Source organism: Oligoflexia bacterium (assembly GCA_035326705.1).
Taxonomy (GTDB): domain Bacteria; phylum Bdellovibrionota_G; class JALEGL01; order JALEGL01; family JALEGL01; genus JALEGL01.
Genome location: DAOLES010000002.1, coordinates 164,653 through 171,659, shown reverse-complemented (window position 1 = coordinate 171,659; position 7,007 = coordinate 164,653). Strand labels below are relative to the sequence as shown.

Annotated in this window: 5 protein-coding genes; 2 read left to right on the top strand and 3 right to left on the bottom strand. The window is 35.8% G+C overall.

The window, feature by feature from the left end; genetic code table 11:
* Positions 1 to 70 precede the first annotated feature (70 nt).
* Positions 71 to 1,084 (top strand): endolytic transglycosylase MltG, encoded by a 1,014-nt coding sequence (mltG, locus tag PKC21_03925; protein HMR24486.1) that lies wholly within the window; start codon positions 71 to 73, stop codon positions 1,082 to 1,084.
* A 133-nt stretch (positions 1,085 to 1,217) separates the two neighbouring features.
* Positions 1,218 to 2,039 (top strand): hypothetical protein, encoded by an 822-nt coding sequence (locus tag PKC21_03920; protein HMR24485.1) that lies wholly within the window; start codon positions 1,218 to 1,220, stop codon positions 2,037 to 2,039.
* 100 nt (positions 2,040 to 2,139) lie between these two features.
* Here the strand turns inward: PKC21_03920 and rimO are convergent, their stop codons facing one another.
* From rimO to PKC21_03905, 3 genes are all read right to left on the bottom strand, one after another.
* On the bottom strand, positions 2,140 to 3,492 hold the full coding sequence (gene rimO / locus PKC21_03915) for a 30S ribosomal protein S12 methylthiotransferase RimO (protein ID HMR24484.1): 1,353 nt from the start codon (positions 3,490 to 3,492) through the stop codon (positions 2,140 to 2,142).
* Between the two features lie 104 nt (positions 3,493 to 3,596).
* Positions 3,597 to 4,448, bottom strand: a complete 852-nt coding sequence (lolA, locus tag PKC21_03910; GenBank protein ID HMR24483.1) for an outer membrane lipoprotein chaperone LolA — start codon at positions 4,446 to 4,448, stop codon at positions 3,597 to 3,599.
* A gap of 46 nt (positions 4,449 to 4,494) precedes the next feature.
* Positions 4,495 to 6,927, bottom strand: coding sequence for a DNA translocase FtsK 4TM domain-containing protein (locus PKC21_03905; protein HMR24482.1), 2,433 nt, complete (start codon positions 6,925 to 6,927; stop codon positions 4,495 to 4,497).
* Between the last annotated feature and the right edge of the window lie 80 nt (positions 6,928 to 7,007).

Sequence of the window (7,007 nt, the reverse complement as noted above, 5' to 3'; positions counted from 1 at the left end):
AAAGTTCTATAAGTTATCATCAACCCAAAACTGGCTAATTTTTCCTTTTTAATCTAATAGTATTCTACTGATGATGAAATTTTTTCAGTTGGCTGTTGGGGCTGTTGTTTTTGTTTGCGGTTTATGGTTTTTACAACTCATTTATTTATCTCCAGCACATCAAAAAAAACAAACGGTTACTGTTCCAAAAAATGCCTCTGCAAAAAGCATTAGTTATTTATTGGCTGAAAAGAATATTACATCCCATCCAAAATTATTTTATGCTTACTTACGCCTAAACAATATTGCTAAAAAACTTAAACCGGGAGAATATGAGTTTAAAGAACGTGAAAGCTTTCAAAAACTCAAAGATGCTTTACTTAAAGGTTCAGTCAAACTTTACAGTGTCACCATTACTGAAGGTTTAAACTCGTACGAAATCGCTGATATTTTAGAAAGAAATCAAATTGTCAGTAAAAAAGACTTTTTAGATGCCGTTTTTGATCCAGATTTATGCAAAATTTTTTCTATTCCAGGTCAAAGCTTTGAAGGGTTTTTATTCCCTGACACCTATCTGTTTGAAAAAAACACTCCCGTCAACAAAGTCCTGCACACCATGCACGACCAATTCAAACTCAACTTGCCTATACCTGACCAAGTCAAAGCCAAGCGCCTAGGATTATCCCTTTTAGAATGGATTACCTTAGCCTCAATCATTGAAAAAGAATCCAGCAATATACCTGAACAACCTATTATTTCTTCTGTTTTTCACAATCGACTTAAACTAAATATGCCCTTACAGACTGACCCAACCGTTATTTATGGAATTAAAGGTTTTGATGGCAACTTAACTCGCAAGCATTTAAAAACACTAACACCTTACAATACTTATATGATCAAAGGTTTACCTCCTGGTCCTATTGCTAATCCTGGCCTTACTGCAATCAAGGCAGCGGTGAACCCCGCAAAAACTGATTACTTGTATTTTGTGGCCATGGGCAATCAAAACCAGCATTATTTTTCAAAAACCTACCAGCAACATTTACATGCCGTAAAATACTATCAACTGAAAAAAGGTGCCCCTCCTCCACAAAATAATCTTTAAATTTCAATAACTTATCTTGAAATTGAAGGTTGACTTTAAAAAAAATAACATGTTATAATGCACTTTGTTTGTTGCGATAAACGCTGCATACTTATTTCACTAATCAAAATCTAAATGTAGGGGAAAAGAAAAAATGAATACTCATCTTTTAAAATTAAAACTTATACTACTTAGCTCTATATTGAGCATCACCTTAATAAGCAATATCGGTTATGCTCAGCAAGAAATCAGCTTGGATATGCGCGATGAATGCGTAAAACTGATCAGACCTTTTTATGGTGAAGCTTATAAATTATTTGTTTCTGGAACGTATAGAGACAATGACTTAGAAAGCTTACGTGGCTATTATAATCATTATCTTGAAACCTACAAAAAAACCGACTTTTCTAGTCTATACTCTGATGTGCTTCAAAAACTGCATGAATATACGGCAAAAACTCACAGACTGCATTATGACATATCAAACTTTCAAAACACTGATTCAAGATATTACCCCCTTCTTGACCGAACAGACTACAGAAAACCAGATATTACTGGTTTTAAAAGAGAAGAAGTAACCGATGATGCAGAAAGTGCCCATGGCGAACATGCACTTAATCTCCTTTGTGCTAACCGTCTAAATGTAGAAAAGATCCGTGTTTATTCAATCAAACGTGAAAATCTAGAAAAATATACTAGTGTAAAAATCAAGGGTGGAAATAGAGAAAGCAACTTTCTACACAAACATTCATTTGATTACATGTCTTCTGTTTACAGACTTTACCACCAAGCAAAAACAGATTTAACTGCTCAAAAAAATGAGCTTCAAAGTCATGTAGACTACATTAATAAACCTGAATATCAATCCTATTTAGAAAAAAATGATATTGATTTATCTGGTTTACTAAACTTCATGAACGCTAGAATTTCTGAACTGACTTCTGCTATCAATGAATTAACTGAGCTTGGTTACTAAAAAACACTTTATCAAAAATAGCGCTTAAGCTAATTATTGATTGATAAGTCAAATCATAAAAACCTCTTTTCAAGTATTACGAAGAGAGGTTTTTTTTTACTTATGCATACAAATCGTATTCACTGACTGCTTCTACTTCTACTTCTACAAAACTGCCAATGGGGTGACGTTTGCTGACAAAAACTTCACCATCAATATCCAAAGCCTGACTCTCTGCCCTACCCGCAGACAAATGCATGCTTTCTTGCGGTAAGTGCTTATCAATTAAGACTTTGATTTTTTTACCCAACATGGCTTCATTTTTTTTAGCCGAAATCCCTTGTTGTAAAGTCATGAGTTGATGCTTACGCTCTTGTTTAATGGCTTCATCAATTTGATTCTTCATTAAGTAGGCGCCAGTGTTTTCTTCTAAAGAATAGGTAAAAACTCCCAAACGATCAAATTCAAACTCTTCTACAAAGTTATACAGTTTTTGAAACTGAGCTTGAGTCTCACCTGGAAAACCAACAATCAGGGTTGTTCTTAGTGTTAAGTTGGGAATACGGTCTTGAAGCTTTTTCAGCAAATCACGTGTGGCTTGCTCATCTACTTTACGGCGCATGGTTGCCAACAATTCTGAATCTATATGCTGTAAAGGCATATCCAAATAGTTACAAATGCGTTTGGACTGAGCAATTAAATCAATCAAATCATCAGATATATGCTGAGGGTAGGCATACATTAAACGTATCCATTCTAAACCATCAATCTGGTCTAATTCTTTTAGCAAGCCATACAAACTGGTGCCATCGTTTCTATCAATCCCGTAAGCTGTTAAATCTTGTGCTAACAAGTGAATCTCTTTGGTTCCTCGCTCTGCTAAACCTTGGACTTCTTTAACCACAGAATCAATAGAACGGCTCTGTCCAGGTCCACGCAGTCTTGGAATGATACAAAAGCTACAGGTACGCGAACAGCCTTCAGCAATTTTGACGTAAGCAGTATGCTTGGGCAAAACCGCAACTCTGGGTGTTGCATAATCATAGGTGAATTTAGGTTTTGTGACCAGTGACCTAGCCATGGGTAACTCATCATCATTGGGCACAACAGCTTGAGCAGAACCAACAAAGTTTGCAATGCTTTCAAACTCACCCGTGCCTAAAAAGTGATCTACCTCAGGCATTTCTTGTTCAAGATCTTTGGCATAACGCTGAGATAAACAACCAGCCACAATCAGCTTTTTGAGTTTACCTTTGCTTTTTAACTGAGCCACATCCAAAATGGTTTCAATGGATTCTTGTTTTGAATCTTCAATAAATGAACAGGTGTTGACCACCATCACATCTGCATCATCTTGATTATCTGTAATTTCCCAGCCTTTATTTTTAAGATGCCCCAACATGACTTCTGAATCTACAAGATTCTTTGGGCAGCCTAAACTTATCATGCCTACTTTTTTAGTCTCTTTGCTCACAGCTCGCTTCTACTTGATTTACAAGACATTTGCAATGCTTGTTTAATGGAATAGTTATATATCCAATACCACTGTTAAAAAAATATTTTTTTGAATGACATTATTTATAAAGATAAATTATCTGTACTGACAATTTTTGCATTTTTTGGTTTTTTAAATTCAAAAACACTTGCACCAAGTTTAATATTGTTTTTTATATTGTTAAAGCGCATGGTGTTTTCGCCACCAAAAACATCTATCACTTTGCTTTCTTTAATAGTGTAAACCGAACCTCTTTCTAAAACCATTTGAATTTGCTCAATATTAGGAACAGATTCTTTGGGTGTTAGTTTTAAAGTTACAGTTTTTTTATCTTCTTTAATCATTTCTATATTAAACATACTGCTGGCATTTTTCTGCCCAAAAAGCAGTGCTAAACCTAGTGGTGCTTGATCTGGACTGGATTGTTTGCTTTGCATCACTTGCTTAAACTTTGGGTCATATAAGCTTAAGTGTTCACCATCCGCTAAAAAAAATTTTCCTTTTGGATCTGCATACTCCCATTTCATTTTACCGGGGCGAGAGATATAAACTTTTCCTTTAGCGGACTGCTCTTTTAAGCCCGCAATATATTCTTGTTCAAAATCTGCTTGCATGGTTTTGACTTGCTCATATGCTTGCTCTAATTTTTGGGCATACAGTTTACTTTTTTGGTTTATCTGTGAAGTTTGTTTTGTTTTTATAGCAACAGGCTCTGCTTTAACTTTTTTTCCTTGATCGTGAGTAGCTTTAAGTCCTGAACTTTTAATTAAAAGTTCAGTTTTCTTTTTTTGTGCCTCATCACTACATTCCACTTGCTTTGACTCAATAGAACATTTGGGTAGCTCTTGCGCTCCAGACAACATTACAAAAACAATACTGCTTAATAACACACAAAAAATACATCTTAAAACCATTGTTTCATTCCTTTTCTTCATTATGTACTTTCCAAACCATACTATCTAACTTTTCTTTTTGCTTATCTCAAACCATTCCTTCAAAACGGTTCATATTGAGTTCTTTTGGTTTTCCTGTATCTCCAGGGACCAAGTAACCTTCTTCTTCCATACGTTCAATTAAACGTGCCGCTCTGTTATAGCCTATTCTTAAGCGCCTTTGTATCATAGAGATCGAACCTGAACCGTGCCTTAACACCAATTCCAAGGCTTTGGGATATAGTTCATCATCTGGATCACTACCTTCATTCTCAGACTGTAGTATGCTTTCCTCAGCTGCTTGCAAAATTTCTTCTTTGTATTGTGGTTTTGCCTGCGCTTTCCAAAAATTAGTGACGCGTTCCACCTCTTTATCAGAAACAAATGCCCCATGAATACGCTGCAGTTTTGATGTTCCAGGTGGCAAATACAACATATCTCCTGAACCCAATAACATTTCCGCACCATTGCTATCAATAATGGTTCTTGAATCAATTTTTGAAGAAACCTGAAAGGATATACGTGAAGGCATATTGGCCTTAATTACACCGGTAATAACATCAACCGATGGTCGTTGCGTTGCTAACAATAGATGAATACCCGCTGCACGTGCCATTTGCGCTAAGCGGATAATAGACTCCTCAACTTCACGACTGGATACCATCATTAAGTCTGCCAGTTCATCAATCACAATTACAATAAACGGCAAAGTTCCTTTATGCTCTTGTTCCTTTTTTTCATAGACCGTATGATTGCTCTCATCAGCATCTCTATACGCTTGTTTTTCTTCTTCAATTCTTTTTTGCTCTTCAATAATATCCCAAACTTTTGCATTATATCCTTCAAGGTTTCTAACCCCGATATCTGCCATCAAACGATAGCGCCTTTCCATTTCAGCCACTGCCCAGCGTAAGGCGGCAGAAGCTTTTCTTGGATCTGTCACTACCGGTAGCAATAAATGAGGAATTTTATCATACAAAGACAACTCTAACATTTTAGGGTCCACCAAAATCATTCTGACTTGATCTGGGGTTGCTTTATACAGTATGGAAGTAATCATGGAGTTAACTGCAACAGATTTACCTGAACCCGTAGCCCCTGCCACCAACAAATGTGGCATTTTTCTCAAGTCTGCTGTAAACGCATTACCAGAAATATCTTTTCCTAAGGTCATGGTCAGCAGGCTTTGATTTTTCTGGAAAACATCTTCTTTGACAATGTCTTTTAAATAAACGGTTTGTCTTTTACTGTTGGCAACTTCAATACCCACCGCTGCTTTTCCAGGAAGCATATTAATTCTTACCGAAAGGGCTTTTAAAGCTAAGGTTAAATCGTCATTTAAGCGGATAATCTGATTCACCTTAACACCTGGAGCTGGTTCAAACTCATACATGGTAACCACTGGTCCCGGTTGAACTTCTATCACTTTACCTTTAACCCCAAAATCATTCAGCTTTGCTTCTAAGATTCTAGCATTTCTTAACAGCTCTTCTTTATCAATAACAAGTTCTTGATCATCCTCTTTGGGTGCCTCTAATAAGTTAAGATCAGGCAAGGTATACTTAATAGGATCTTCAGTTGCTTTAAAAACTACCGCTGACTTATCATCATAAAAGTCATCTTCTATGGGTACTTGATCATTTTCTTGTGTGTCTTCTTTATTTGATTTTTTAATTACAATAGGAATGTCTTCATCTAATTCCATTACTGCTAGGTCGGAAGCTTGTTTGGCTACATCCTGTAAAGTAATTTTTTTGCCCATCAATTTATTTTGATCAAAACGATCTTTATACTCTGGTTTTTGTTTTAATTTACTTTGACCACGTTTAAATAGTTGTCCTAATGTTAAAATCAATTTTTGACTCATAGACAAAACCGTTTGAACTGAAAAAACAATGCCATTTTTACACTGTAAAAAAAACTGCTTTACACTTAAACCGGTTATAAAAAAGATTGATGCAAAAAATGTAACCCCTACCAACAAGGCTGTTCCTGCAATACCTAAAAAAGATTGCCCATATTGGGCAGCCCAAAAACCTAAAGCCCCTCCCCAAGAGGATGGATAAGTTGTATCTTTATCAAAAAGACTTAAACATATGGCTGTGCTTAGCAAAAGTCCACAAGCTGAAAATACTTTTCTTTTTTGTAAAATTTTATTTTCTGTAAAGACCAATAAAATTGAAGCTAAAAAAAACAAGGCAATTAAAAGATATGAAGCATAACCCAAGGCTTGAATATACATATCCGCCAAATAGCTACCCACAAGACCACCAAAATTGTAGATACTGTGCTGACCTTCCACAATGGTTGTTAAAGAAGGGTCAACAGGATTATAACTAACGACAGCAATCAATGAAAATACTGCAAAGGTAAACAAAGAAAAGGCCCAAAACTCTCTTACTGCCCAATGGCTAGCATGATCATCTTTGGTCACAGATTTTACAGTTTTAATTTTTGCATTTTTGGTTTTTTTCTTAGGCATTGCTGGCCAAGTATAACGCTTGATTCGCAATGCAGCAAGCCATGTTTTGATAAATAAAAAAAGTCTTGATGAATTTCATC

Bases quoted from the DNA above. Each gene is read 5' to 3' on its own strand.
- PKC21_03905 (HMR24482.1), bottom strand. From the start codon at position 6,927: ATGCCTAAGAAAAAAACCAAAAATGCAAAAATTAAAACTGTAAAATCT.
- mltG (HMR24486.1), top strand. From the start codon at position 71: ATGATGAAATTTTTTCAGTTGGCTGTTGGGGCTGTTGTTTTTGTTTGC.
- lolA (HMR24483.1), bottom strand. From the start codon at position 4,448: ATGAAGAAAAGGAATGAAACAATGGTTTTAAGATGTATTTTTTGTGTG.
- PKC21_03920 (HMR24485.1), top strand. From the start codon at position 1,218: ATGAATACTCATCTTTTAAAATTAAAACTTATACTACTTAGCTCTATA.